The sequence below is a fragment of the Pseudomonas cucumis genome (genome assembly GCF_030687935.1).
Classification (GTDB): Bacteria; Pseudomonadota; Gammaproteobacteria; order Pseudomonadales; family Pseudomonadaceae; genus Aquipseudomonas; species Aquipseudomonas cucumis.
On sequence record NZ_CP117454.1, the window covers coordinates 901,607 to 926,246 of the forward strand.

23 protein-coding genes are annotated in these 24,640 nt (G+C 53.9%); 14 read left to right on the top strand and 9 right to left on the bottom strand.

The genetic code is table 11. The annotated features are described in order from the left end of the window. Positions 1-10: 10 nt before the first annotated feature. Complete coding sequence (locus PSH97_RS03835) at positions 11-904, bottom strand: glycine betaine ABC transporter substrate-binding protein (protein ID WP_305448167.1); 894 nt, start codon at positions 902-904, stop codon at positions 11-13. Between the two features lie 20 nt (positions 905-924). Further along, complete coding sequence (locus PSH97_RS03840; RefSeq protein ID WP_007900385.1) at positions 925-1,641, bottom strand: ABC transporter permease; 717 nt, start codon at positions 1,639-1,641, stop codon at positions 925-927. A gap of 328 nt (positions 1,642-1,969) precedes the next feature. Here PSH97_RS03840 and PSH97_RS03845 point away from each other — a divergent pair, with 328 nt between their 5' ends. The 11 genes from PSH97_RS03845 to argH (PSH97_RS03895) all read left to right on the top strand — a co-directional run bounded on the left by PSH97_RS03845 (position 1,970) and on the right by argH (PSH97_RS03895) (position 15,949). Then, positions 1,970-3,553, top strand: a complete 1,584-nt coding sequence (locus PSH97_RS03845) for a peptide chain release factor 3 (RefSeq protein ID WP_305448168.1) — start codon at positions 1,970-1,972, stop codon at positions 3,551-3,553. Between the two features lie 406 nt (positions 3,554-3,959). Then, positions 3,960-4,889: a fatty acid desaturase gene (locus PSH97_RS03850; protein ID WP_305448169.1), complete on the top strand. Its 930-nt coding sequence runs from the start codon at positions 3,960-3,962 to the stop codon at positions 4,887-4,889. Positions 4,890-4,891: 2 nt separating this feature from the next. After that, a complete protein-coding gene (locus PSH97_RS03855; protein ID WP_305448170.1) occupies positions 4,892-6,118 on the top strand; it encodes an argininosuccinate synthase in 1,227 nt (408 codons plus the stop codon). A gap of 62 nt (positions 6,119-6,180) precedes the next feature. After that, positions 6,181-7,206 carry an ornithine carbamoyltransferase gene (locus PSH97_RS03860; protein WP_305448171.1) on the top strand — a complete coding sequence of 342 codons (1,026 nt, stop codon included), beginning with the start codon at positions 6,181-6,183 and terminating at the stop codon, positions 7,204-7,206. Beyond that, positions 7,203-8,594, top strand: a complete 1,392-nt coding sequence (argH, locus tag PSH97_RS03865; RefSeq protein ID WP_305448172.1) for an argininosuccinate lyase — start codon at positions 7,203-7,205, stop codon at positions 8,592-8,594. Before PSH97_RS03860 ends, argH (PSH97_RS03865) begins: the two co-directional genes overlap by 4 nt. A 66-nt stretch (positions 8,595-8,660) precedes the next feature. Next, positions 8,661-9,491 (top strand): phytanoyl-CoA dioxygenase family protein, encoded by an 831-nt coding sequence (locus PSH97_RS03870; protein ID WP_305448173.1) that lies wholly within the window; start codon positions 8,661-8,663, stop codon positions 9,489-9,491. A gap of 25 nt (positions 9,492-9,516) precedes the next feature. Next, positions 9,517-10,698 (top strand): ATP-grasp domain-containing protein, encoded by a 1,182-nt coding sequence (locus PSH97_RS03875; RefSeq protein ID WP_305448174.1) that lies wholly within the window; start codon positions 9,517-9,519, stop codon positions 10,696-10,698. Between the two features lie 13 nt (positions 10,699-10,711). Further along, positions 10,712-11,920 carry an ATP-grasp domain-containing protein gene (locus PSH97_RS03880; RefSeq protein ID WP_305448175.1) on the top strand — a complete coding sequence of 403 codons (1,209 nt, stop codon included), beginning with the start codon at positions 10,712-10,714 and terminating at the stop codon, positions 11,918-11,920. Next, positions 11,907-13,259, top strand: a complete 1,353-nt coding sequence (locus PSH97_RS03885) for an MFS transporter (protein ID WP_305448176.1) — start codon at positions 11,907-11,909, stop codon at positions 13,257-13,259. The genes PSH97_RS03880 and PSH97_RS03885 overlap by 14 nt, the downstream gene beginning before the upstream one ends. After that, positions 13,256-14,440 carry an ATP-grasp domain-containing protein gene (locus PSH97_RS03890; protein WP_305448177.1) on the top strand — a complete coding sequence of 395 codons (1,185 nt, stop codon included), beginning with the start codon at positions 13,256-13,258 and terminating at the stop codon, positions 14,438-14,440. The genes PSH97_RS03885 and PSH97_RS03890 overlap by 4 nt, the downstream gene beginning before the upstream one ends. Positions 14,441-14,524: 84 nt before the next feature. Next, on the top strand, positions 14,525-15,949 hold the full coding sequence (argH, locus tag PSH97_RS03895; RefSeq protein WP_305448178.1) for an argininosuccinate lyase: 1,425 nt from the start codon (positions 14,525-14,527) through the stop codon (positions 15,947-15,949). Positions 15,950-16,108: 159 nt separating this feature from the next. Here argH (PSH97_RS03895) and PSH97_RS03900 read toward each other — a convergent pair whose 3' ends face one another. Continuing rightward, entirely contained in the window at positions 16,109-16,687 is a 579-nt protein-coding gene (locus PSH97_RS03900; RefSeq protein ID WP_305448179.1) for an acyl-homoserine-lactone synthase, read from the bottom strand. Between the two features lie 132 nt (positions 16,688-16,819). Here PSH97_RS03900 and PSH97_RS03905 point away from each other — a divergent pair, with 132 nt between their 5' ends. Next, entirely contained in the window at positions 16,820-17,056 is a 237-nt protein-coding gene (locus tag PSH97_RS03905) for a hypothetical protein (protein WP_305448180.1), read from the top strand. A gap of 34 nt (positions 17,057-17,090) precedes the next feature. Here the strand turns inward: PSH97_RS03905 and PSH97_RS03910 are convergent, their stop codons facing one another. Then, positions 17,091-17,807 (bottom strand): helix-turn-helix transcriptional regulator, encoded by a 717-nt coding sequence (locus PSH97_RS03910; RefSeq protein ID WP_305448181.1) that lies wholly within the window; start codon positions 17,805-17,807, stop codon positions 17,091-17,093. Between the two features lie 269 nt (positions 17,808-18,076). Here PSH97_RS03910 and PSH97_RS03915 point away from each other — a divergent pair, with 269 nt between their 5' ends. Both PSH97_RS03915 and PSH97_RS03920 read left to right on the top strand, forming a co-directional pair. Continuing rightward, complete coding sequence (locus PSH97_RS03915; RefSeq protein ID WP_305448182.1) at positions 18,077-18,562, top strand: GNAT family N-acetyltransferase; 486 nt, start codon at positions 18,077-18,079, stop codon at positions 18,560-18,562. A gap of 183 nt (positions 18,563-18,745) precedes the next feature. Further along, on the top strand, positions 18,746-18,961 hold the full coding sequence (locus PSH97_RS03920) for a hypothetical protein (protein WP_305448183.1): 216 nt from the start codon (positions 18,746-18,748) through the stop codon (positions 18,959-18,961). A 105-nt stretch (positions 18,962-19,066) separates the two neighbouring features. Here PSH97_RS03920 and PSH97_RS03925 read toward each other — a convergent pair whose 3' ends face one another. The 5 genes from PSH97_RS03925 to PSH97_RS03945 all read right to left on the bottom strand — a co-directional run bounded on the left by PSH97_RS03925 (position 19,067) and on the right by PSH97_RS03945 (position 24,627). Next, positions 19,067-20,047: a peptide ABC transporter ATP-binding protein gene (locus tag PSH97_RS03925; protein ID WP_305448184.1), complete on the bottom strand. Its 981-nt coding sequence runs from the start codon at positions 20,045-20,047 to the stop codon at positions 19,067-19,069. Further along, positions 20,047-21,015 carry an ABC transporter ATP-binding protein gene (locus PSH97_RS03930; RefSeq protein ID WP_305448185.1) on the bottom strand — a complete coding sequence of 323 codons (969 nt, stop codon included), beginning with the start codon at positions 21,013-21,015 and terminating at the stop codon, positions 20,047-20,049. The genes PSH97_RS03925 and PSH97_RS03930 overlap by 1 nt, the downstream gene beginning before the upstream one ends. Before the next feature lie 10 nt (positions 21,016-21,025). After that, positions 21,026-21,937, bottom strand: coding sequence for an ABC transporter permease subunit (locus PSH97_RS03935; RefSeq protein WP_052965615.1), 912 nt, complete (start codon positions 21,935-21,937; stop codon positions 21,026-21,028). A 10-nt stretch (positions 21,938-21,947) separates the two neighbouring features. Next, positions 21,948-22,958, bottom strand: coding sequence for an ABC transporter permease subunit (locus tag PSH97_RS03940; protein ID WP_007900379.1), 1,011 nt, complete (start codon positions 22,956-22,958; stop codon positions 21,948-21,950). A 73-nt stretch (positions 22,959-23,031) separates the two neighbouring features. Further along, complete coding sequence (locus tag PSH97_RS03945) at positions 23,032-24,627, bottom strand: ABC transporter substrate-binding protein (protein WP_305448186.1); 1,596 nt, start codon at positions 24,625-24,627, stop codon at positions 23,032-23,034. Positions 24,628-24,640 lie beyond the last annotated feature (13 nt).

Sequence of the window (24,640 nt, forward strand, 5' to 3'; positions counted from 1 at the left end):
CTTTTCCTCCTCAGTTGATGGGGTGCTGGCGCAGGAAATCTGCAGCAACGGATGAAGGACTTTCGTGATCGACATCGACCCGCGCGTTGAGCTGACGCATGGTGGCGTCGTCGAACAGTTCGGCCAGCGGCTTGAGCTCTTCGGCGAGTTTCGGGTGGGCGTCGAGGTAAACCTGACGCACCACCGGCGCGGCGGTGTAGTCCGGGAAGTAGTGCTTGTCGTCTTCCAGCAACTTGAGCTTGAAGGCGTTCAGGCGACCGTCGGTGGTGTAGACCAGACCGGCGAACACCTGGCCATTGCGCAGCGCGGTGTAGACCAACCCGGCATCCATCTGGCGGATGTTGTTGCGGGTCAGGTTCATGCCGTAGAGATCAACCATGCCGTCCAGACCGTCGGAGCGATTGGCGAACTCGGTGTCCAGGGCGACGAGGTGATTGGCCTTCGCCTCAGCCTGCAGCACCGTGTTCAGCTCGCTCATGGTGTTGATCTGTGGATAAGCCTTCGCGGTGTTTTCCGGCAGGGCCAGGGCGTAGGTGTTGCTGAACTTCGACGGCGTGAGCCAGACCAGACCTTTTTTCGCGTCGAGTTCTTTCACCCGGGCGTAGGACTGAGCGCTGTCGAGCTTGTCGGTGGCGTGGTTGTAAGCCACCAGCGAGACACCGGTGTATTCCCACATCAAATCCAGCTGGCCACTTTCGTGGGCGCTGCGGGCCAGGTTGCTGCCCAGGCCGCCGGTCACCTGGGTGTCGTAACCCTTGGTGCGCAGGTATTGGGAAGTGATTTCCGCCAGCAGGGTTTGTTCGGTGAACACCCGGGCGCCGATGCGGATCACCGGTTTTTCAGCGGCTTGGGCAAATCCTGCGAACAGCAGAACGCAGCCTAGTAAAAAGCTTAATTTCTTCATAAAAATTCCTTTGCCGAGGCTTAAGACGGGCGCAAGCCGCGTTCGAGCCAGAGGCGGCTGGCGAGTGTCACCAGGCCGTCGAGCAGCAAGGCCAACAGGGCGGTGCAGGCCGCGCCGAGCAGCAGTTGCGGCTGATTGTTCAGGGCGATGCCGGGGAAAATCAGGCTGCCCAGGCTGTTGGCGCCAATCAGGAACGCCAGCGGTGCGGTGCCGACATTGATCGCCAGCGCCACGCGCACGCCGCCAATAATGATCGGCACGGCGTTCGGCAGTTCGACCCGCCATAGCACCTGAGTCGGTGTCATGCCGATGCCAACGGCCGCTTCCTTGAGTGAACCCTGGACGTTTTTCAGCCCTTCGTAGGTGTTGCGCACAATCGGCAACAGTGAGGCGAGGAACAAGGCGAAGATCGCCGGGCCACTGCCGATGCCGAGGATACCCAGGGCGATGGCCAGTACGGCGAGAGGCGGCACAGTGTTGCCGATGTTGAAGATCTGCATGAAGCGTTCGGCGCGTCCAACCATGGTTGGGCGGCTGAGGAAGATGCCGGCGGGTATGCCCACTACAAGAGCGGCCAGCATGGAAACGAGGACGAGAATCAGATGAGCTTGCAGGTAAAACAACAAATCGTCGCGGTACTGTTCGATCGTGTTGATGCCAATCCAGTGGACCAGCAGGGCCAGAAGGGCGACGACAACCGCACCTCCTATCAGCCCTTTGCCATAGCGAATAGCCACAGGCGGACTCCTTTTTTCAGTCGGCGGACACCGCTTCGTGTGGCAATGCCATTCCTGGCTGCCGAAGTCAGTGTTCGCGAAAAGCAGCTCTATCAGTGCCGGTAAAACGGCCTGAAATCGAGCCATAAGCGCAGCCTCGTCAGGCTAACTTGCTGATTTTTCAACCCTGACGAATAGCCGTAACAGGGGAGTGGACGCCTCCACGCTCTGAAAGGTTCCCATCTGAAGCAGCATTTGGCCACCCCTAATGTGCTCAACGGTTCGGTTCTTCGAGGAAGTTGGGCTATAATCGCGGCCCTTTTTTGAATCACCTGCCAGGCGATTTCCCATGACCAAACAGGCCGCCGAAGTCGCGAAACGCCGCACTTTCGCCATTATTTCCCACCCCGATGCCGGTAAGACCACCATCACCGAGAAGCTCTTGCTGATGGGCAAGGCGATTGCGATTGCGGGTACGGTGAAATCTCGAAAATCCGACCGCCATGCCACCTCCGACTGGATGGAAATGGAAAAACAACGGGGTATTTCCATTACCACGTCGGTCATGCAGTTCCCGTATCGCGATCACATGATCAACCTGCTCGACACCCCGGGTCACGAAGACTTCTCCGAAGATACCTACCGCACTCTGACGGCAGTGGACTCGGCATTGATGGTCCTCGACGGCGGTAAGGGTGTAGAGCCACGGACCATCGCCCTGATGGACGTCTGCCGGCTGCGTGACACACCGATCGTCAGCTTCATCAACAAACTCGACCGTGACATCCGCGACCCGATCGAACTGCTCGACGAAATCGAAGCGGTCCTGAAGATCAAAGCCGCGCCGATCACTTGGCCGATCGGTTGCTACCGCGATTTCAAAGGTGTTTATCACCTCGCCGACGACTACATCATTGTCTACACCGCCGGCCACGGCCACGAGCGCACCGATGTGAAAATCATCGAGAAGCTCGACTCCGATGAGGCCCGCGCGCACTTGGGCGACGAGTACGATCGCTTCGTTGATCAATTGGAACTGGTGCAGGGCGCCTGCCACGAATTCAATCAACAGGAATTCCTCGACGGCCAACTGACACCGGTATTCTTCGGTACCGCACTGGGCAACTTCGGTGTCGATCACGTGCTCGACGCCGTGGTCAACTGGGCGCCGAAACCGCTGGCCCGTGTCGCCAACGAGCGCACCGTGGAACCGGTTGAAGAGAAATTCACCGGCTTCGTGTTCAAGATCCAGGCGAACATGGACCCGAAACACCGCGACCGCATCGCCTTCATGCGAATCTGCTCCGGCAAGTACGAAAAGGGCATGAAAATGCGCCACGTGCGCACTGGCAAAGACGTGCGGATCGGCGACGCGCTGACGTTCTTCTCCTCCGAGCGTGAGCAACTGGAAGAGGCCTACGCAGGCGACATCATCGGCCTGCACAACCACGGCACCATCCAGATCGGCGACACCTTCACCGAGGGCGAAGTCCTGGGCTTCACCGGCATCCCGCACTTCGCCCCGGAACTGTTCCGCCGCGTGCGCCTGCGCGATCCGCTGAAATCCAAGCAACTGCGTCAGGGCTTGCAGCAACTGGCCGAAGAAGGCGCCACTCAGGTGTTCTTCCCCGAGCGCAGCAACGACATCATCCTCGGCGCCGTCGGTGTGCTGCAGTTCGATGTGGTCGCCAGCCGCTTGAAAGAGGAATACAAGGTTGAGTGCTCTTACGAGCCGATCACCGTTTATTCCGCGCGCTGGATTGATTGCGACGATAAGAAGAAGTTTGAGGAGTTCCGGGTCAAGGCCGTGGAAAACCTTGCGGTCGACGGCGGCGGTCACCTGACCTACCTGGCCCCGACGCGGGTCAACCTGGCGCTGATGGAAGAGCGCTGGCCGGATGTGAAATTCCGTGCGACGCGTGAGCATCATTAAGCGCTGAGTTGCGAAAATCAAAAGCCCCGTTGCGAAAGCTGCGGGGTTTTTTTTTGGATGCGCCAGCCATGACGTGTAGCGCTCAAGTACAACCAGCCAAGTGTTGTTATTGCAAGTGTCCAGACTCCTTTTGGATTTATAGAACGGTACCGTTTAAAGCCGTTTCAAAGAGTTAGCTGTACGCCAAGCTACTTGTTTTCGTAGGTTTCTAAATTTACAAAGCTTTCTTCCCTGCGAGTTTTGGTAGGTTGCGTCGTTATATGGACTTTCGCATGATGCTGTCCGCATTGAGGATTGTTTGTCTGTCGTGATGTTGGAAGATATAGGGGGGGGCGGCCATGCCGCGTTAAACCATCTTATAGTTTTAAGTTGGTCCAATTTTTTACGCTTTGGCAAGAGAGTTATTATGGATAAGAGAACTATTGTTGCAGCGGCTTTGAGTGATTTCAAAAATAATCGAGGTAAATGGGTGGCGCTATATTTCTCCAAGGTTTTTATTTGGGGGGCATGGATTGCAGCCTGTGTGTACGGCATATTGGTGGCGCAAAGTACAAGCGTTACCGTAATGCTCCAGTTGCTACTCGGTGCCGCTTTTGCTCATGGTGTTGAGTTACAACATCAGGCATTGCACCAGTCTGGCTTTCGCTCTCGACGTGCAAACAGATATGTTGGCATATTATTAGGTTTGCCAATGTTTGTTTCTTACTCATCTTATCAGGATAGCCATCTTTTTCACCACAAAGCACTCGGTAAGCCAGAGGATGCAGAATTTTTTGAGTATGGAGATAAAACGGAAAGACAGGTCCTGGCTGTAATAAAACACTTTTTTCTTATTAATCACTTTTGTGATTTTTTGAAGAATGTTATCGACGCGCTGAATGGGCGGCGGTTCATGACAAAACTGATTCCGCAAAATGCACAAAGAATTCGATTTGAATACTTGCTAATGGCCGTGGCCGTCGTGGTGGCGTTTTTTGTAAACAGTGAGCTACTCTTTAAATGCTGGATGGTTCCGCTTTTCTTGTTTGCTGCACCTATTCATGCCCTGATCGAACTGCCTGAACACTACGCATGCAACAAAAACTCAACTGACGTTTTCGACAATACCCGGTCCATTAAAACCCATCCGCTCGCTTCTTGGTTTACCAACGGAAATAACTACCACGTCGAGCATCACTGGATCGCTTCACTGCCGGTCGAACAATTGGCGTCTGTCCACCAGAAGATCGAACTTCAGATAAATCATCTGTCGAGTTCTTACTTTTCTTTTTATCGCCGATTTTTTTCCAGCCTGCTATTTGGCAATCGAACCGTTCAATCACAACAAGGACTGTGAACATGCATTTTAATCGACCCAAAAAAATTGTGTTGGCGTTTTCGGGTGGGCTTGACACTTCCGTGATACTCAAGTGGCTTCAAGTTACTTACGACTGCGAAATCGTCACTTTTACCGCGGATTTAGGACAAGGCGAAGAGGTAGAGCAAGCGCGAGATAAGGCGCTCGCATTGGGTGTGTTGCCACAGAATATCTTCATTGAGGATTTGCGCGAGGAGTTTGTATCTTCCTATGCTCAGCAAATGTTTCGTGCCAACGCTGCCTACGAAGGGTACTACTTGATGGGAACCCCCATCGCCCGTCCATTGGTAGCCAAGCGCCAAATTGAAATTGCTCGCGCTGTGGGAGCCGACGCAGTGGCTCATGGATGCACGGGCAAAGGCAATGATCAGTTGCGCTTTGAGCTTGCCTACTATGCACTTGCTCCTGATATCCGCGTCATCTCGCCGTGGCGCGAATGGGAACTGGCGGGGCGTGCGGAGTTGCTTGAGTTTGCGGACACCCATGGGATTGCGGTGGCTCGCGACAAGCGCGGTGCTGCGCCATATTCGTCAGATGCGAACTTGTTGCATGTGTCGTGCGAGGGTAAATCGCTTGAAGATCCATGGGCTACGCCTGAAGAAAACGCTTGGTCAAAGGTCGTGTCACCAGAGGCCGCGCCTGACAGTCCTAGCTGGATTGAAATCGACTTTGAGAAAGGCGATCCAGTAGCGCTGAACGGTGATCGCATGACCCCGGCTACGCTGCTGACAAAGCTGAATGCGCTGGGTGCGCAGAACGGGATTGGACGACTCGATATTGTTGACACTCGATATGTCGGACTCAAATGTCGGGGCTTGTTTGAAACCCCAGGTGGAACTATTTGGCAAGTAGCGCACCGTGCAATTGAATCAATTACGCTGGACCGGGAGGAGGCTCATCTGAAAGATGAACTGATGCCTCGTTATGCCGCGTTGATTTACAACGGTTACTGGTTCTCTCCTGAGCGCGAAATGCTACAGACACTCATTGATAAGAGTCAGGAGCGTGTAACAGGTCGTGTTCGCCTTCGTCTGTATAAAGGTAATGTCATCGTCGAGGGGCGGAAAAGTTCAAATAGCTTGTATCGCCAGGAGTTGGTCACATTTGAGGGTGGGGGTAGTTATGATCAGCGAGACGCCACCGGTTTTATAAAAATTAATGCCTTGCGTCTACGGCTACTTGGCGAAGTCAGGAATCCGCTGTTATAAGTTTTTAGTCATGGGCGTATGTACGGATTGATGGTTAAATTTTCGCTTAGGTATCTATTGCAATGACTATTCAACGATTGCTAACTATTGAAGATCTGTCTGCGGAAAACGTAAAAGCCCTTCTATTGGTCGCTGAGGCGCTTGAGGTACATGCACAGGTTTATGGGTATTTGCCACCACTGCTGCGTGGTAAATGTTTGGGCATGATTTTCGACGAAACTTCTTTACGAACCCGAACGGCGTTTGAACGGGCCATTGGCGATTTGGGCGGACAAGCCATTCACTATAATGGCAAGGAGGCCCGTATCGGTATTCATGCCACCAAGCAGGAGCACCTGGAGGATTTTGTGAATGTGGCAGGTCGTTTCAATGATGCACTTCTAAGTCGTATCTATGATTTTAAGGTACAGCAGCGAATTGCCGATCTATCACCGGTACCGTTTATTAATGGCATGTGCGATGAACATCATCCAACCCAGGCGCTCTGTGACTTTCTAACGCTGGCGCGGCGCTTTGGTCACATTGCCGGTTTGAAAATTGCATTCGTCGGCGACAGTACCAATATTGCGCTGTCACTGGCGCAAACTGCGGCAAAACTTGGAGCTCGTTTTGTCTGCGCTACGCCACCGGGTTGGGAGTTGCCTGAGGCGCTGACAGCACACTTGTCGGGTTATTCAACCACCAATGACCCAAAAGAAGCGGTGGCAGATGCTCACGTAGTGGTAACAGATTCATGGATTCCAATGAATAAAAGTCACGAGGCAGACGCTCGTCGCGGTGTGCTAGCCCCGTACCGTGTAACAACAGAGCTGATGAAACACGCTCGAGCTAATGCAATCTTTCTGCACAATTTGCCAGCTTACCGAGGAGACGAAGTATTACCTGAAGTGATTGACGGACCGCAATCAGTTATTTATGACGAAGCTGTTGCACGATTGCACATCGCACGTGCGCTGCTACTGGCAATGCTGCGCCCTGACTGGAATGAACTGGTCATTGCTGTGCAAGACTTCAGGCAGCAGCCAAGTGAGCTTGCCAGTCACCTGGCAGACTTGGTTAATGTGGCTGTTGGAGTAAAGGCCGCATGAATAACGCCGTCCAGTTCAAAGCCGCTGCGTCTGCGATGGCAGCCATTGGCGCTACCGCACATTTCGATTGGCGCTTGGCTGGCTATGATTTGCAATGCTCACAAGCGCACGTCGAAATGCTCTATCGGCAAAATATTATTTGCCAAGCAGACGCTTCGCAACTTCAGTCCGGGCTAGAGCAACTGAGCCAGCAGGTGCGCGTTGGCGAGTTCGTGGCACCGCCAGATGCGGAAGACATTCATACTGCACTCGAACTGCAACTGGAAGCACTCATCGGACCAGTCGCCGGTTGGTTGGGCACTGCCAGAGCGCGTAACGATCTTGCAGTAACTGCTCTGAAGCTTTGGTTGCGCGATCAAATCGATACTTTGCTCGGCAAGCTAAAAGTACTGCTGGAAGCGTTCCGACAGCAGGCATTGCGCCATGCAGCAACTGTCATGCCAGGGTACTCGCACTTGCAGGTCGCTCAGCCGATTACGTTCGGGCATCTTAATCTGGCGTACGCCGAAACACTGCTGCGAGATGGCGAACGTTTACTATTTGCTCGCGCCGCTTTGTGCGAGTGTCCACTTGGTAGCGCGGCGCTTGCGGGTACCAGTTTCTCAATTGATCGGACATATACCGCGCAGCGCTTGGGCTTTGAGCGCCCTTCTGCCAACTCTATAGATAGCATTGGCGAGCGCGGTTTTGCACTCGACTTTCTTGGTGCTGCTTCATCGCTGGCGCTCAATTTGTCGCGCTTTGCAGCCGAGGTCGTGTTCTGGTCAACTCAGTCGGTAGGTTTCATTGTGCTACCCAAGGAATTGGTATCCGGTTCGGCTGCAATGCCACACAAACGCAACCCGGATGCTGCGGAACTCATCCGGGCGAAAAGCGGTCGAGTTCTTGGGAACTTGCAAGCACTTCAAGTCGTCGTCAAAGGGCTGCCACTGACCTATTTCCGAGATCTACAAGAAGACAAAGAACCGCTGTTCGATAGCGCCGATTCATTGCATTTGTCACTGGATGCGGCTATTTCAATTGTCAACTTGATGCAGCCCCAACCCGAAGCGATGGCTCGCGCTGCCTCTATAGGTTTCATCACTTCGTCGGATCTGGCTGACTGGTTGGTCATCAACTTAAATATCCCATTTCGCGAAGCGCATCATCTAGTGGCTCGATTGGTTCAGTGCGCTCAAAACAATAATCTGGAGCTTGGCGAGTTACCCCTTGAACTACGTGTTGCTATAGATCCCCGTCTGGCGGTGAAGCATTGGCCATCATTCAGTCTTGAACAATCGGTAAAAGCGCGCCGTAGCTATGGCGGCACGGCTCCGGAACGGGTCAGGCAAGCGGCGGAAGAGTTTGCGCTTCGACTAAGTAAATTAAACGAAATAAACAATAACTAATGGGTCGAATCTACGCATCACGGGTTGTTTAAAAGTCGTGATGCCTTTATTTAGAAGCGAGCTACTATGTCATATTTAAATAAAGATTTAGCATTGTCGAAACAAGAGTATTGGCAAAAAGGCTATACCGTGCTTCCCGGTTTGTTCGACGCAAAACAGATCGAATACATGCGCCAGGAATGTGGCCGACTATGGCGTTTGCCAAGTCTTGGTGATGATTTGAACTTACGTACAGAGTTTCGTCGTGGCCCGGATAATGACTACGTCTTGGATCGCTTGGATCCGGTTATTGACATGTCGTCAATATTGGCGGGGGCGGCAATGTATTCACCTCTGCTCGAGGCCGTGGATACCTTGTTGGGCGGGGAATCGGAGTTGCTAAAGTGCAAGTTGATCCGCAAAGACCCAGGCACAAAAGGTTATGCCGTTCATCAGGATTTTCTCTATTGGAAGTGGCTTGACATCAAGCCAGATCAATTATGTTCAGTGGCGATTAACCTTTTTGATAGTGGTGAAAATTCTGGTGGGATTGCTTTCTATCCCGCGCAACATCAGGCATTGATTCCAGGGCCGGCGGGTAATGAAACTGGCGATTGTGATATAGCGCGCATAGACACCTCAGTCACTGAGGTCCCTCTTCTGGCAGCCGGTGACGTAATTATTTTCCATTCGCTCACCCCACATTTCAGTGGGCCAAACCTCAGTGACCGATCACGCACCATCCTGCTGCCATCGTATTGCTTAACTGATAAACCTGGCCTGTATGAAAAATACTATACCCGCGAAATTATTCGACGCTGTGAAGACATGATTGGTTTTGAACGTTATCTGGCACAGCTTTCTGGTTTTCAACGTGCCTTGTTGTCTCGTGAGACGGTATTAATACAGTCCGAATAATTTTAGTATCAAGAGCGATAACGTCATGAATATTCTATTACTTCATCCGGTTTCAGGGTGGTCATTGCAGCGTGTCTCGCAATTGTGTCTGGACAATTGCTGGCGCTTGACAATTATAACTATTGAAAGCTCTACCGTTGGAAAGGATTGTAATGGTCTGCACGAATGGCTTCGAGTGCCGGCGCTGACCGATGACCCTCTCGAACTACGACGGCAAATAGGCGATCGCCGTTTCGATGCTGTGGTGGCTGGCAATGAATTCGCAGTGATCGCCGCGGATGTACTGGCCGCGGAATTAGGTCTTTATCACAACCGATTGGACAGAATTCGTTCTTCGCGCAATAAAGCATTAATGCGAGTGGCCTTTGCCGAGAAACAGATTCCACAGCCGCGAGTGCTTGCGGTACTGGCATCATTGGATGAGAGTCGAGACTTGGATTGGACAAAAATTTCATTCCCGGTGATTGTAAAACCAGTCGATATGGCAATGAGTCTTTTCGTAAGAAAGTGTGATACACGACAGCAAGTAGAGGATACGCTTGAAAAAATATTTCTCTTTAAACATTCACGCCTCACCAACTATGCATTCACTGCCCAAGCGCTGATTGAAGAATTTGCCGAAGGCCAGGAATACAGTCTGGAAGGCGTTATTGAACAGGGGAGTCTGGTACATAGAGTTTTAACGACAAAGTTCGTTTCACCGCTACCAGCATGTTATGAAGTGGGGCATATCAGTGGCGAAGAGGTACCGCCGCAGCATGACGCCGCCCTTAGCCAGATTTGCGAGCGTATCGCGCAATGTTGGGGGATGCGGAGCGGGGTGATTCATCTTGAGTTCAAGATGACTGCGCAACAGTTGTGGGTGATTGAGGCCGCTGCCCGTGCCCCCGGCTGTCATATACCGGAGTTGGTGGAATTGCGGCATGGCTACTCCATAGAAGAGGCATTCGTACGACTGCGCGCGGGTTTGCCATGGCGCGACGGAACCCCCTTTACGAAAGCACCCGGCTGGGTAGGTATTCGTTTTTCGTTCTTGGATCAACGGTCACTTGAAATAACAGACGATTTGGAAGTGTTGACTGAGCATCATGATGCTGCAGAAGCACTGCCAGGAGCGGAGGCCTATTCAGTTAATCAACGTACCGGTTACGCAATAGTACGCAGCGCATCATTTGAATCGATTTCACGCTTTGTAGGTAAACTCTGAGGGGAACGATGAAATGAACGTGCTTTTATGCGGCGGTATCCGAGACCATCACGATTATCTATATCAAGCCGGCTATCAGGTTACTTGGTTACTCAATCGCAGTAGCTTGACACCTGAGGATTGGAATTCCTCCGCGAGGCGCTTTATCGTTTATGCGCCGGAAGACTCGTACACACTGTTGGCAGAACAAGTACGACAATTGCACCAACAATTGGATTTTCAGCGAGTGTTCGCGTTTCACGATGACTCTCAACAACTCGCGGCTCATTTGGCACATGCCATTGGTCGTGACTTTCCCATCAGCCATGCTGCCGTGCATAACACGCGCAATAAAGTTGCTGCTCGGCTGGCGCTGGATGGGGCAGGGGTACCGAGTTGCTGGTATGCAGAGGCAACGGATAAACAAGCGTTGTTTGGCATTTTGCGACAGTGTGAATTAGCCAAAGTCATCATAAAACCATCGGATGGGACGGGCAGTATTGGTGTCGTAGCGCTGGAGGAACCTGCGAATGTCGATGAAGGGTGGCTGGATGAACATGTCACCTGTTACCCGGTACTGGTCGAAGAATTCCTGTGCGGCAAGGAGTTCAGCGTTGAATCGTTCAGCGTTAGTGGCCGCCACTATGTGCTGGGTATCACAGAAAAGTTTATCGATGCCGCCAGCTTCATCGAAATCGGTCATGTATTTCCGGCGGAACTGGACTCATTGATAACTGAAGAAATAACCTCCTACGTCGCCAAAGTTCTAGCCGCCACGGGTATTGAACATACTGTGGCGCACACAGAGATTATGTTGACTGCCCAAGGACCGAGGTTGATCGAGACGCATACCCGGGTAGGGGGGGACTACATCCCTCAGCTGGTACGGCAGGTTACGGGGGTGGACCTTTATGAAATTGGTGCGCGCCTGCAGGAAGGGCACTGGTCCTCTTATTTTGTCGAGCAATATACGGTGCCCGCCAGCGATGGCTGGTGCGGAATCAGGTATCTGCTGCCGGATGCGCCTGGGCGAATCGTCAAGTCAGTGCATGGAGTAGAACAAGCGCGGGCGTTTCCTGGTGTAGTGCAGGCACATGCATTGCGTAAGCCCGGTGAACGGATCAAGTCGCTTATCGAAAGTTTCCCACGCACTGCCTATGTGATCGCCAAGAGCCCGTCACGTACTGAGCTGTGCGATATTCTTACCGCCGCTATTGGAAGCATTCACTATGAGTACGAATGACTCCATCGAGGAAGGGGGGGCACGTATTCTGGTACCGGTTACAGCTTTTCTTTGGGCGGAGTTTGCGCTTAACGTCGGACGCGGCTATCTACTGATAGTTTTCACCCTGCTCCTGTACCGCACCAGCGGCAGCCTATGGAACAACTTAGTCTATGTGACCAGCGATGTTCTCTTTGCATTCGTCGCACCTTTGCTAGCCGGTGTCTGGGTGGATCGCAAAGGTCCAGGGGGATTGTTGTTCCGTTCTGTCACGCTCATGAGCCTGGTTCTGCTGGTATGTGGGGGGCTGGCATGGGGCAACGAGGTGTCGGCAGCCAGCGTACTGGCAGCAAGCTTGATCACTGGCATGTTGAATGCCTGCGTGCGTGTGTGCGTCTTTACCCTGACTCCTGCACTTGCAGCAAAGCATGAACTAATGCAGATCAATGGTCGGCAACAGGTCGCGTTTCAGCTTGGCAATTTGAGTGGAGTACTGTTGGCGGGTGCTTTGTTCGACCAGATAGGCTTGGGTGCCTCATTCCTCATCGTTGCCGCATTCACCGCGATGGCTTCACTAGGCTACCGGCAGGCGGTGATCGGACTAGCACGTCCCAGCGATATACCTGGCTTTACTCGCAACTTGCGTGCAGGTTTTTTTCAGCTGGTGCCCGCCTTGTTTCAAAAAAAAATGCTGATCGCGCTATTCGCGCTGGGAGCCAGCGATTTGATTGCTATCAGTATGTTCAACTTGATGTTACCGGTACTGGTGACAACTCACTTCGGCGGTCAATCTTTTGCGCTGGCTATTGTTGATTCATTTTACACCGTCGGTTCCGTGGTGCTTGGTTGGATGGTGGGTCGTTTTGCACTGAAGGGACGAGAATTACATCCGTTGTTATTGCTGATGCCGGTTGTGCTGTTGAGCACAATGCTACAGTCCATATGGTTCAACCGCATCACCTGTTTTGTTGTTGTGTTTGGATTAGGTTTTTTGGTGTCCTCCTATACAGTCTATTTCACCGCGACTATCCAAGCTCTCGTGCCCGCGGCATTACGTGGGCGCTTCGCTGCATTGCGCAGGATGGTTTCGACTGTCGTTGTTTCCGGTACGTCGGCGATATTTGCGGCGAGCTACGCAAATCAAGGTTTAGTCGGTGCTGTGTGGGCAACTATGGGCATTGCGTTGGCCATTCTGGCTGGAGGCATTGGCTGGGTATGGATGCGGCGTGGTTCCTATGAGTTGCTACTTGCCAACATCAGGGAAGGCTGTACTGCAGATCGAAGCGAATACGATGACTTGAAACCAATATTTGATCCTCTTCTTCAACTTGCCTCGACAGGGAATGATCGCCGCTCATGAATGTTGCCAACCACGTTATTGTATTTGGGGGAGGGCCGGGCTTATGCGACCGTGCCCATCATTTCGGTGCGCTTATAACGCTGGTGGATACTCCCTCCGGCTATGATCCGGCGCTGGTTGCGTCGGTTCATCGTACCTTTTTAACCCGTTATGACGATCCGGCTCTGCTGCCAGCTCTGCAAGCGTTGCACGTACAGCAACCTTTTAGTGCCGTGCTTTGCATGACGGAGTTGGGCTTGTTACCAGCGGCGCGGGTGGCTGCCGAATTAGGGCTGCCCGGTGTGAGCCCGGAAGCGGTAGAGCGTACGCGCGATAAGCTGGTGATGCGTGAATGGCTGCAACAACAGGGTTTCTCAAAGGTGCCCTGTTCTCGAGCTGGCTCCACCCAGGACGTCCGGACGTTCGCCCAAGCGTATGGTTACCCTGTGATTGTGAAGCCACGAAGTGGTCAGGGGAGCCAGTCCATAATGCGTTTCGACTCTTTGGAGCAACTCGGCGAGTGCCCGTTAAGCGAACAGGATTACATCGTGGAATCCTTTCTCGCCGGACCTGAGTTTTCGGTCGAGGCATTCAGCTTCGGTGGGTGCCATATGATAGCTGCGGTAACTGGAAAGTTGACCAATAAAGGCGATCAGCACAATCCATTTGTCGAAATCGGCCATGTAGTTCCGGCTCCGATTACCTCCGAAGAACGGCACATAATTGAAGACTATGTGACCCGGTTTTTAACCGTGATGCAGATTAGCGACGGATGCAGCCACACTGAAATCCGTCTCACTGCCACGGGCCCTGAGGTTATCGAGACACATACACGTGTGGGGGGCGACTCCATTCCGACGCTGGTGCGTCAGGCCACAGGCTGCGACTTACTGGACCTCGCGGTTCAATGGCCATTAGGTCTGATAGAGCCGATGGAAGCACTGTCGACGAACTGTGCTGCTGCAATTCGTTTTTTCACCCCTAAGCCCGGTAAAGTCAAAGCGATTACTGGCGTACATCGCTGGCGCGGTACGCCGGGTGTTCTCAATTTGCATCTACCGCTTAAGGAAGGCGAGGTGGTGGGAGAAACTCGAGACTCATTCAGTCGTAGCGGTTATGTTCTGGCTACTGCCCCCACACCTTGCCAAGCTTTAGAGCTGTGTGACACGGTTATCAATGGGATTGTCATTGACATCGAATAAAACCGCGAAATGCCGTGTGCGGTGTTAAACGATCCGGCAGTAAAAACTCCAGTCTGGTAGGCGATCGACATAAGGAAGTGCTTCATGCAGGAAACTAATGACAAAGGCATGCTGATTCGCGGCCGTTTCACACAACGGTTGGCCCGTGTGATGGAGCGAATCAATGCGTCTATCGGGTTTGACCAGAAGATGGCGATGCAAGACATCGCTGGCTCGCTAGCCCATGCGGAAATGCTGGCAGGACAGCACATTATTTCAGCAGAGGATTTTGCGGCGATTCGAGGAGGCCTGGAGCAGATTCGCGAAGAAATCAGCGAGGGGCATTTTGAGTTCTCCGTTGCGCTTGAAGATATTCATATGAACATCGAGTCGCGCCTCAATGAGCTGATTGGTGCTCCTGCCGGCCGTCTGCATACTGCGCGCAGTCGCAACGATCAAGTGGCTACCAGTTTTCGCTTATGGGTGCGGGATGCACATGATCGAGCACTGGAATTGATTAAGGAACTCATTGGTGAGCTACTTGAGTTGGCAGAGCGCAATTCAAGCACCATCATGCCGGGGTTCACCCATTTGCAAAGTGCACAGCCAATTACCTTTGGCCATCATTTAATGGCCTATGTGGAAATGTTCGGTCGCGACTATACACGGCTGCGAGATTCACGCGCTCGCATGAACGAATCCCCACTCGGGGCAGCTGCGTTGGCCGGTACCTCTTTTCCGATCGACCGTGCTTTCAGCGCCAAGGCTCTTGGATTTGCCAAGCCAATGCATAACTCGATGGACGCGGTATCGGATCGAGATTTCGCGATCGAATATCTTGCGGCAGCGTCCCTTGCCATGACCCATTTGTCGCGACTGGCTGAAGAAATCGTTCTGTGGATGTCGCCGCAATTCCGTTTTGTGCAACTGTCTGATGCATGGACTACGGGGTCGTCAATCATGCCGCAAAAGCGCAACCCCGATGCCGCTGAGTTGATCCGCGGCAAAACAGGAAGAGTGACAGGTTCGTTGTTAGGGCTATTAACCGTTATGAAGGCGCTGCCCCTGACGTTTTCCAAAGATATGCAAGAAGACAAGGAGCATACCTTTGATGCGGCCGAAACGCTGGAGTTGTGCCTTGAAGCGATGACCGGAATGATTGGCGACCTGACCCCGGTGCCGGAACGTATGCTGGCGGCTGCGGGCACCTCGCACGCTACAGCGACCGATTTGGCGGATTGGCTCACTCGCGAATTGGGTATGCCCTTCCGTGAGGCTCATCATGTGACTGGGCGCTTGGTGCGGTTGGCTGATGAGCTGAATTGCAGCTTGGACGGCTTGCCGTTGAAAGCCATGCGGGAGGTCCACTCTCAAATCACAGAAGCTGTTTATACCGTATTGAGTGTGGAGAGTTCAGTGAAATCACGTAACAGCTTGGGAGGCACCTCGCCAGAGCAGGTGCGCGGGGAAGTTGCGCGTTGGCGTGCACATTTGCAATTGCTGACGTCACAGGTCAATCCAGTTTATTAAGGCGTAGACGGAAGTAAACGCGGTTGGGTTATTAGTCCAGCCGCGTTTATCTGGATGTCATTGCGAAGCGCTATCTGGATTTTTGGTCGTGGACATTGCCCTGACTCCTGCGCGAGCAATGTAATTAAGTGAGCTGATTGATGACGGTTTCATGGAGTTTTAATTGGCGTCATTGAGTGCAAGCCACGTCTTTTCGCTAAGCTCTATTTTCAAAGCGACCGCATTCTCAATGCCAATTCTCATTGAAGGGCCGAACCTACTCAGGTCCAGGCCAAGACGAATTAGCATTTTTTCCACACCGACGGTCGTGACAGTCACAAGTTGAGTGATGCCTCTGTTCATGGCGAATTCTATGAGCGTCCGAATCGCTGTAGTTGATACATCGGAGAAGCTGAAGGTGCTTTTTTCTGGCGCCTCAATGGCAAAACGACTCAGTTCCCAGATATGTTCAGAGCAGGGTGCTTTGGAACCATGCAGTAGGATGGGGAACGTATGTGCGAGCATGTTTGGGCCGGAGGTTGGTAATATTCGCCAGCATCCTGAAACACAGGATGACTCTACAGAATTGGTGATGATCATGTAATAAGGATTCAAGGCGTCGTAACCGTCAATCTCCATTTCGGCAATGACACTTACGTCCCATTCTTTTTTGTTCTTGAATATTCTGGCACGAAGCTTGTGCATTTCTTGAAGGTGCCGGGCTTCAAGGTTTTCACGACGGTCAATTGAAATAAACATTACCATTCCTTAGTGGGGAGCTGTCGGGAAAGATATATTCATTTTGAATAAAATGATGCCTACGAGAATTGGGAGGTATTCCTCTGTCCGGTCGAATGGTAACGTGTGATTTTAAAGGGCTCAGAGCTATTCATGACTGTTAAGAAAAATTATTGCGAAGGGGGCGTAACCAAATCGGCAGTCCGTTTGCGCCTGTCGCGTAAGCAAAGCCAAAAGGCTTTTTGGTCGAAATTTGGGATCAGTCAGGCATGCGCCAGCAGGATCGAGTGCTCAACTAAATTACCGCCGCCCGTCCTTATCTTGCTTGGTTTGTATCTCGATGAAGTTATTACGGATGCCGACTTGATGCGCTATGCCCCTAAAAGTTAACGGTAGGGTCGCTCTGAGGGGCTAGCAGGGTATGTTAAGGGGTGATGAGTTTTAGTTGAATGGCTTTAATGATGGCCTGTCGCCGTGTGTTGACTTTGAACTTTTTTCGTATGTTTCTGAAGTGAAAATCTATCGCTGCATAAGAACATGCGAGGATGATTGATATTTCCCATGTTGTCTTTCCCGCCGCACTCCATTTAATGACTTCCAGTTCGCGTTTCGTTAAATGTATTTTACTTTGATTTTCTTTGGCGAGAATGCCGATTGCGCTTTCCAGAGCAAAGTCGCGCAAGGCGATTGCATAGGGTAGCGTTACCTGGACATGTTCTTGATAGTCCGTTTTGTGCGTGCTGTCCCACTTAAGGCTGAGCATTCCGGCTTGCCCCTGTGAACCATGCATAGGGAGAGTAACTCCTTGGAGGAGGTCATATGACGAGGCTTCTTCAAGGAACTCTAACTCTCGAGTGCCTGTGTAGATTTCTTCTTTCCAAATCAGAGGGAGATTAGACTTGAAACTGTGAGACACCACCGGGTCTATGTCCGCATAGTTTTTATCATCATACGTTTTTCGCCATTTTTCAGGGTAATTACTGAGGATGGTAGCGCTTTTGTTGTGGGTATCTAATCCGGGCTTTAATCCGAACAGAAGTTGTGAGTATCCTAGTTTTTCGGATAACTGTTTTAGTGTTTTAAACCACTCCTCCAGGTTTGAGATTTCGCTCAATTTAATGAGTTCCTCAAAAAAAAGCATAACGTATTCCCTTTGTTTAAATGCTAAGGAATAGTCAGCGTACCCTTATCTCCAATTGGAGGTCTTCAACTACTGTGCGCCATGTGTTGATGTCAGTTTGATTATTTTAAAGTGCATTTGGTACATACAATGAGCTAGGCGTAACAGGTTGGCCGGTCTCTGGTCCTGAAACGATCACTGAGACAGAATAGGTTTTGTGTCGTAGGCTAGGCGTCGTTGATGCGACTCTTTGCATGGACTCACCCAGAATGGAAGTTGGAGCACACTGGATGTCATTTTCTACCACGCATAACCTTTTGGTCACTCTTGTCGCGACTCAATCCAGTGACTTCGAAGCGCTTGTGGCCATACGGATTGAGGCCATGCGTGAAAGCCTTGAGCGCATTGGTCGCTTTGATCCCATGCGTGCACGAGAGCGCTTTCGCGATGGTTTTTCTCCCGAGTTCACACGCTACATTGAGGTGTGCGGCGAGCAGGTTGGTTTCGTCGTAGTCAAACCGCTCATCGATGGGTTATTGCTTGATCACTTGTACATCAAGCCGCGTGCGCAAGGGCGGGGCATCGGTTCGGCTGTGCTTCGCCAAGTCTTCATGGAGGCGGATGCATCTGCATTGCCATTGCGGGTTGGTGCTCTCAAAGAGAGCGCGTCAAATCGCTTCTATATTCGTCACGGCTTTCAGTTCGTCGAAAGTAGCGAATTCGACAACTACTATGTTCGTCCGACGGTCCAGATGCGCCCGGCCGCAGATACTTGATCCTGTTTTTAGATATAACCATTATTCAAAACCGATCTGTCCAGCCATAGCATTTACCTGCAATCAGTGGCGTCCTATCTGGAGAGTCCGGCTGATCGGACCTGGATTTCATTCAGCGTCACGGCTATCGGGCTACCCGCCGTCAGGCACCCATGCAGCGTCTACGAAAGGATGGAATCGGCTATGAGTATTTATCAACGAATTGTGTTGTTGCTTAAGATTTTGGTGATGCTGTCTCTCGGCACGTCGGCGGTGGCGTGGGCAGAATGTCAGGACCATGAAAAACAGGCCTTGAACGGGCAAGGCGTGCACAGCGAGCTGATGATCGCTGCGACCGAATCAGACGAAGACGACCCAGACGCCGATGAGGACGAGGAAGAGGAAGAGACGCAAACGTAAATGACAGACCAAAGAAAACCCCTCCTGCCGGACTGATGCGCAGTCTGGCGGAAGGGGTCTGGTCAACTCGGTAAAAGCGCGCCCCGAAATCCGAGGCGCGTTTTTTTATGCCGCGCCGTCGAGGAATTGCTCGGCGTAGTGACAAGCCACTTGGCGGGTGTCGAGCAGGCGCAGGGCCGGCTCTTCAACGCTGCAGCGCTCGGTCGCGTACGGGCAGCGCTTGTGGAAGGCGCAGCCGGACGGCGGGTTCAGCGGGTTCGGCAGTTCGCCGACGATCTTGATTTTCGGCTTGTCCGGATCCGGGTGGATGGTCGGAGTGGCCGACAACAGCGCCTGGGTGTACGGGTGCAGAGGGCGAGTGTAAATGTCCTCTTTCGGACCCATTTCCACCGGGCGACCGAGGTACATCACCATCACATGATCGGCGACGTGACGCACCACGGCCAGGTTGTGGGAGATGAACACGTAGGCGGTGTTGAACTCTTGCTGCAAATCCATGAACAGGTTGAGTACCTGCGCCTGAATCGATACGTCCAGCGCCGAGGTCGGTTCGTCAGCCACCAACACTTTCGGCTGCAGCATCATTGCGCGGGCCAGGGCAATCCGCTGGCGCTGACCGCCGGAGAACATGTGCGGATAGCGCTGGTAGTGCTCGGGACGCAAGCCCACCTGTTTCATCATCGCCTGGACTTTCTCGCGACGTTCCGAGGCGCTCAGGTTGGTGTTGATCAATAAAGGCTCTGCAAGCTGATCACCGATCTTCTGCCGTGGGTTCAGCGACGCGTAGGGGCTCTGGAACACCATCTGCACATCTTTGCGCAGCTGCTTGCGTTGGGCCTTGTCGGCACCAGCGACTTCCTGTCCGGCGATTTTCAAGGAACCGGAGGACGGTTCTTCGATCAGCGTCAGGGCACGGGCCAGGGTGGATTTGCCGCAGCCCGATTCGCCCACGACGGCGAGGGTCTTGCCGGCTTCCAGTTCGAACGACACACCGTTGAGGGCGCGCACGGTCGCATGGCCCTTGAACAGGCCACGGGACACTTCGTAGTGACGGGTCAGGTCGCGGGCGGTAAGTACGACGGCCATTACGCCACCTCCTGATTCAGCGGGTAGAAGCAGCGGGCGAGGCTGTTGCTTTTCGGGTCAAGGGCCGGACGCTGGGTGCGGCAGTTGTCCTGCACATAGGGGCAGCGCGGCGACAACAGGCAGCCTTGCGGGCGGTCGTAGCGACCGGGAACGATGCCCGGCAGCGTCGACAGGCGCGCGGCACCCAGGCTGTGTTCCGGAATGGCCTTGAGCAGTGCTTCGCTGTACGGGTGTGCCGGAATGTCGAACAGTTGTGGCACCTGACCGACTTCAACCGCTTGACCGGCGTACATCACGCACACGCGCTGGGCGGTTTCGGCCACCACCGCGAGGTCGTGGGTGATCAGCACCAGGCCCATGTCCTGCTCTTTTTGCAGGGCCAGCAGCAGGTCCATGATCTGCGCCTGAATCGTGACGTCCAGCGCGGTGGTCGGTTCGTCGGCGATCAGCAGTTTCGGTTCGCCGGCAATCGCCATGGCGATTGCCACACGCTGGCTCATACCGCCGGAGAGTTGATGCGGGTAGGCGTCCATCCGGCTGGCAGCGCCCGGGATTTCCACTTTTTCCAGCAGCTCGATGGCACGCTTGCGGGCGTCCTTTCTGGACATTTTCAGGTGCAGACGCAGCACTTCTTCAATCTGGAAACCGACGGTGTAGCTCGGGTTCAGCGCGGTCATCGGGTCCTGAAACACCATGGCCAGGTCTTTGCCGACGATTTGCCGACGCTGACGGTTGCTGAGCTTGAGCATGTTCTTGCCGTCGAAATTCAGGGCGTCGGCAGTGACGATCCCCGGATGCTCGATCAGGCCCATCAACGCCATCATGGTCACGGACTTGCCGGAACCCGATTCGCCAACAATGGCCAGCACTTCGCCTTTGTCCACGGTAATGTCGAGACCGTCGACCACCGGAACGGCGTTCTTGTCGCCGAAGCGAACGTTGAGATTCTTGATTTCTAACAGTGACATTTGAATCCCCTCAGGCGGCGTTCTTGAGTTTCGGGTCCAGCGCATCGCGCAGGCCGTCGCCCATCAAGTTGATTGCCAGCACGCTGAGCAAAATGGTCAAACCAGGCAGACTTACCACCCACCAGGCGCGTTCGATGTAGTCCCGAGCCGAAGCCAGCATGGTGCCCCACTCAGGCGTTGGCGGTTGTACGCCAAGGCCGAGGAAGCCCAGTGCCGCGGCATCGAGAATCGCCGAGGAGAAACTCAAGGTGGCCTGAACGATCAGCGGCGCCATGCAGTTGGGCAGCACGGTGACGAACATCAGGCGCGGCAGACCGGCACCGGCCAGGCGCGCGGCGGTCACGTAGTCGCGGTTCAGTTCGCCCATCACCGCGGCGCGGGTCAGACGAACATAGGACGGCAACGAAACCACGGCGATGGCAATAATGGTGTTGATCAGGCCAGGGCCGAGGATGGCGACAATCGCCACCGCCAGCAGCAGGGACGGCAGGGCCAGCATGATGTCCATCAGACGCATGATGGTCGGGCCGAGCACGCGCGGGAAGAACCCGGCGAACAGACCCAAAAGGATGCCCGGAATCAGCGACATCACCACCGACGACAAGCCGATCAGCAGGGACAGGCGCGAACCGTTGATCAGCCGCGACAGCAGGTCGCGACCCAGTTCATCGGTGCCGAGCAGGAACTGGATTTGCCCACCTTCCAGCCAGGACGGCGGGGTCAGCAGGAAGTCACGGTATTGCTCGCTCGGGTTATGCGGTGCGACCCACGGCGCGAAGATCGCGCAGAAGATCACCAGCAGCATGAACATCAGGCCGGCGACGGCGCCTTTGTTCCTGGAGAACGCGTGCCAGAATTCTTTGTACGGAGACGGATACAGCAGGCTTTGATCGACTGCTACCGGTGTAGTGAGAGTGGTCATGGTCTTGATCTCAGCGCTGATGACGGATGCGTGGGTTGGCAAAGCCGTAGAGGATGTCCACCACGAAGTTGACCAGAATCACCAGGCAGGCGATTAACAGGATGCCGTTCTGCACCACGGGATAATCCCGTGCGCCAATGGCTTCGATCAGCCATTTGCCGATGCCGGGCCAGGAGAAAATGGTTTCGGTCAGGACCGCACCGGCCAGCAGCGTGCCGACTTGCAGGCCGACCACGGTCAGTACCGGAATCAGTGCGTTACGCAGGCCGTGAACGAACACCACGCGCGATGGCGACAGGCCTTTGGCACGGGCGGTACGGATGTAGTCTTCACGCAGCACTTCGAGCATCGACGAACGGGTCATCCGCGCGATCACCGCCAGCGGGATGGTGCCGAGCACGATGGCCGGCAGGATCAGGTGATGCAGGGCATCGAAGAACGCCCCGACGTCATCGGCCAGCAGCGTATCGATCAGCATGAAACCGGTGCGTGGCTCGATGTCGTAGAGCAGGTCGATCCGCCCGGACACCGGGGTCCAGCCCAGGCTCACCGAGAAGAACATGATCAGGATCAGGCCCCACCAGAAGATCGGCATCGAGTATCCCGCCAGGGAGATGCCCATCACCCCATGGTCGAACAGGGATCCTCGCTTGAGTGCCGCAATCACCCCGGCCAGAAGGCCCAGGATGCCGGCGAACAACAGGGCGGCCATGGACAGTTCCAGGGTCGCGGGGAATAGAGAGCTGAACTCGGTCCAGACGCTTTCACGGGTACGCAGGGATTCGCCAAGGTCGCCGTGGGCCAACTTGCCGATGTAGTCCAGGTATTGGGCATACAACGGTTTGTTCAGGCCAAGGCGTTCCATTGCCTGAGCGTGCATTTCGGGGTCGACCCGACGTTCGCCCATCATCACTTCCACGGGGTCGCCAGGAATCATGCGAATCAACGCGAAAGTCAGCAAGGTGATGCCGAAGAACGTGGGGATCAGTAACCCCAATCGGCGGGCAATAAAACTAAACATCTTGTGTGGTACCTCATCAGCCGGTTAGGCGTGCCCGGCAGCGCTGGGGTCAGCGAAGCCGGGCGTTTCTTATCTACTTCACCTGGGTGGTGGCGAAGTTATTGGTTGTCAGAGGACTCTGGTGGTAACCCTCGACGTTTTTACGCATTGCCGTGAACATTTTCGGATAGGCCATGGGGATCCATGGCTGGTCCTTGTCGAAAACTTCCTGCGCTTGTTCGTAGAGCGCCGCCCTGGCAGCCGGGTCAGTGCCGCCGCGAGCCTTGTCGATCAAGTCCTGGAATTCCTTATTGCACCACCGGGCGTAGTTTTCGCCGTTTTTCGCTGCGTCGCAACTCAGGTTCGGCGTAAGAAAGTTATCCGGGTCGCCGTTATCGCCGGCCCAGCCTGCCGATACCAGGTCGTGTTCGCCATTCTTGGCACGTTTGAGCATCTCTCCCCATTCCATGACACGAATGTCGAGCTTGATCCCGATCTGTGCCAGATCCGACTGCATCATTTGTGCGCCCAGCAGTGGATTAGGGTTGGTGGGGCCGCCGCCGTTACGGGTAAACAGAGTCAGCACGGTACCTTCCGGTACACCCGCTTCCTTGAGAAGTTCACGGGCCTTACCAAGGTCGCGCGGTGGGTTTTTCAGTTTGTCGTTGAAGCCTAGCAGGGTCGGAGGATAGGGAACGGTACCAATGACGGCGTTGCCCTCGCCGTACAAACTAGTGACGTAAGTCGGCTTGTCGAATGCAATGTTTATCGCCTTGCGTACGCGTACATCGCTCATGTACTTGCGGCTGGTATTCATCGCGGTGTAGCTGGTGGTCATTGCGGCCAGTTCGTCGACCTTCAGGTTCTGGTCGGCCTTGATGCTAGGGACATCATCGGGTTTGGGGTACAACGCGATCTGGCATTCGTTGGCCTTCAGTTTTTGCAGGCGCACGTTGTTGTCGATGGTGATCGCGAATATGAGCGGATCAGCCGGGGGCTTGCCACCGAAGTAATCCGGATTGGCCTTGAAACGGACCTGAGCGTCCTTGGCGTAGCGCTGGAAAACGAACGGGCCGGTGCCGATTGGCTTGTTGTTCAGGTCGCCGGCCTTGTTGGCCTTGAGCAACTGGTCGGCGTACTCGGCGGAGTAGATCGATGAGAAGGCCATGGCGATGTCGGCCAGGAACGGCGCTTCACGGCGGGTCAGGGTGAATTTGACCGTGTTGTCGTCGACCTTCTCGACGCTTTTGAGCAGTTCTTTGAAGCCCATGCTTTCAAAGTACGGGAAGCCCACGCTCGACAGTTTGTGCCATGGGTGTTTCGGGTCCAGTTGACGCTGGAAGCTCCAGACCACGTCGTCGGCGTTCATGTCGCGGGTCGGCTTGAAGTAGTCGGTGGTGTGAAACTTGACGCCTTTGCGCAGGTGGAACGTGTAGGTCAGACCGTCCTCGCTGATGTCCCAGGAGTCGGCCAGTGCCGGAATCACTTCAGTGGTGCCTGGCTTGAAGCCCACCAGACGATTGAAAATGGTTTCGGACACCGCATCGCCTGTGACTGCAGTCGTGTACTGGACCATATCGAAGCCTTCCGGGCTGGCTTCGGTACAGACCACCAAGGGTTTGGCCGAGACGCCAACGGCGACACTCAGCAACGCGGCAGCGATGGCCGCTCGTAGGGGAAGCATTTTCATCTAGAGCCCTCTG

Excerpts from the sequence above, each read along its gene's own strand:
- PSH97_RS03910 (WP_305448181.1), bottom strand. The coding sequence starts at position 17,807 with ATGCTTTTTTTTGAGGAACTCATTAAATTGAGCGAAATCTCAAACCTG.
- PSH97_RS03905 (WP_305448180.1), top strand. The coding sequence starts at position 16,820 with ATGACTGTTAAGAAAAATTATTGCGAAGGGGGCGTAACCAAATCGGCA.
- argH (WP_305448172.1), top strand. The coding sequence starts at position 7,203 with ATGAATAACGCCGTCCAGTTCAAAGCCGCTGCGTCTGCGATGGCAGCC.
- PSH97_RS03900 (WP_305448179.1), bottom strand. The coding sequence starts at position 16,687 with ATGTTTATTTCAATTGACCGTCGTGAAAACCTTGAAGCCCGGCACCTT.
- PSH97_RS03845 (WP_305448168.1), top strand. The coding sequence starts at position 1,970 with ATGACCAAACAGGCCGCCGAAGTCGCGAAACGCCGCACTTTCGCCATT.
- PSH97_RS03930 (WP_305448185.1), bottom strand. The coding sequence starts at position 21,015 with ATGTCACTGTTAGAAATCAAGAATCTCAACGTTCGCTTCGGCGACAAG.
- PSH97_RS03935 (WP_052965615.1), bottom strand. The coding sequence starts at position 21,937 with ATGACCACTCTCACTACACCGGTAGCAGTCGATCAAAGCCTGCTGTAT.
- PSH97_RS03875 (WP_305448174.1), top strand. The coding sequence starts at position 9,517 with ATGAATATTCTATTACTTCATCCGGTTTCAGGGTGGTCATTGCAGCGT.
- argH (WP_305448178.1), top strand. The coding sequence starts at position 14,525 with ATGCAGGAAACTAATGACAAAGGCATGCTGATTCGCGGCCGTTTCACA.
- PSH97_RS03835 (WP_305448167.1), bottom strand. The coding sequence starts at position 904 with ATGAAGAAATTAAGCTTTTTACTAGGCTGCGTTCTGCTGTTCGCAGGA.
- PSH97_RS03880 (WP_305448175.1), top strand. The coding sequence starts at position 10,712 with ATGAACGTGCTTTTATGCGGCGGTATCCGAGACCATCACGATTATCTA.
- PSH97_RS03890 (WP_305448177.1), top strand. The coding sequence starts at position 13,256 with ATGAATGTTGCCAACCACGTTATTGTATTTGGGGGAGGGCCGGGCTTA.
- PSH97_RS03920 (WP_305448183.1), top strand. The coding sequence starts at position 18,746 with ATGAGTATTTATCAACGAATTGTGTTGTTGCTTAAGATTTTGGTGATG.
- PSH97_RS03885 (WP_305448176.1), top strand. The coding sequence starts at position 11,907 with ATGAGTACGAATGACTCCATCGAGGAAGGGGGGGCACGTATTCTGGTA.
- PSH97_RS03870 (WP_305448173.1), top strand. The coding sequence starts at position 8,661 with ATGTCATATTTAAATAAAGATTTAGCATTGTCGAAACAAGAGTATTGG.
- PSH97_RS03940 (WP_007900379.1), bottom strand. The coding sequence starts at position 22,958 with ATGTTTAGTTTTATTGCCCGCCGATTGGGGTTACTGATCCCCACGTTC.
- PSH97_RS03860 (WP_305448171.1), top strand. The coding sequence starts at position 6,181 with ATGACTATTCAACGATTGCTAACTATTGAAGATCTGTCTGCGGAAAAC.
- PSH97_RS03915 (WP_305448182.1), top strand. The coding sequence starts at position 18,077 with ATGTCATTTTCTACCACGCATAACCTTTTGGTCACTCTTGTCGCGACT.
- PSH97_RS03850 (WP_305448169.1), top strand. The coding sequence starts at position 3,960 with ATGGATAAGAGAACTATTGTTGCAGCGGCTTTGAGTGATTTCAAAAAT.
- PSH97_RS03945 (WP_305448186.1), bottom strand. The coding sequence starts at position 24,627 with ATGAAAATGCTTCCCCTACGAGCGGCCATCGCTGCCGCGTTGCTGAGT.
- PSH97_RS03925 (WP_305448184.1), bottom strand. The coding sequence starts at position 20,047 with ATGGCCGTCGTACTTACCGCCCGCGACCTGACCCGTCACTACGAAGTG.
- PSH97_RS03855 (WP_305448170.1), top strand. The coding sequence starts at position 4,892 with ATGCATTTTAATCGACCCAAAAAAATTGTGTTGGCGTTTTCGGGTGGG.